Annotated in this window: 1 protein-coding gene; it reads right to left on the reverse strand. The window is 71.7% G+C overall.

The annotated features are described in order from the left end of the window. Positions 1-1,048: AMP-binding protein (locus G4D86_RS51695; protein WP_164003091.1), on the reverse strand; the 1,048-nt coding region annotated here is incomplete at both ends.

Consider the following 1,048-nt stretch of genomic DNA (forward strand, 5'->3'; position numbering starts at 1 on the left):
ACCAGGCGCACCACGCCCCGGTGCGGCACCATCACTCCCTTGGGCCTGCCGGTGGAGCCGGAGGTGAACATCACGTAGGCCAGCCCCAGGGCCTGTGTTGGGGACTCGGGAGCGTGGGTGGGCTGGCGCGCGAGGAGGGTGGACTCCGCGTCCAGCAGCACCGTGCGGCCGGAGAAGGGCGGCAGGCGGCTGGCGAGACGGGAGTTGGTGAGCAGCAGCGCGGCGCCCGAGTCCTCCAGCAGCAGCGCGAGCCGCTCGCGCGGGTAGGCCGTCTCCAGGGGCACGTAGGCCCCGCCCGCTTTGAGAATGCCGAGCAGGCAGATGATGAGCTCGAAGGAGCGCTCCAGTCCCACGGCGACCGGCGTCCCAGAAGCGACGCCCAGCGAGCGCAGGTGGTGCGCGAGCTGGTTGGCGCGCTCGTCGAGCTGGCGGTAGGTGAGGTGCTCCGCGCCGGACACGAGGGCCACCGCGTCGGGCGTGAGCCGGGCCTGCGCCTGGAACAGCGCGTGGATGGTGGCGTCGCGCGGGTAGTCGGAGCGTGTGTTGTTCCAGCCGAGCAGCACCTGGTGGCGCTCGGCCTCGTCCATGAGTGGCAGCTCGGACAGGCGCGCTTCGGGCCGGGCCGCCACGCCTTGCAGCAGCGTGTGGAAGTGCGCCAGCAGCCGCGCCACCGTGCGCTCGTCGAAGAGGTCCGTGCTGTATTCCGCGGTGAGGCGCAGGCCCTTCGGGTCCTCGGCGGCAATCAGCGTCAGGTCGAAGCGGGCCGCGCCTGAGTCCACCGGCTGCGCGTGCATGAGCAGGCCGGGAAGCTGCACGGGCGGCAGCGGCGCGTTCTGCAGGACGAACATCACCTGGAACAGCGGCGGGACGTTGAGGTGGCGGGAGGGCTGGAGGACCTCCACCAGCTTCTCGAAGGGCAGCTCCTGGTGGGCGAAGGCGCCCAGGGCCGTCTCGTGGACGCGGCCCACGAGCTGCTGGAAGGTCGGGTCGCCGGACAAGTCAGTGCGCACCGCGAGGGTGTTGACGAACAGGCCGATGAGGCCCTCGA

This window comes from Pyxidicoccus caerfyrddinensis, from assembly GCF_010894405.1.
GTDB lineage: Bacteria > Myxococcota > Myxococcia > Myxococcales > Myxococcaceae > Myxococcus > Myxococcus caerfyrddinensis.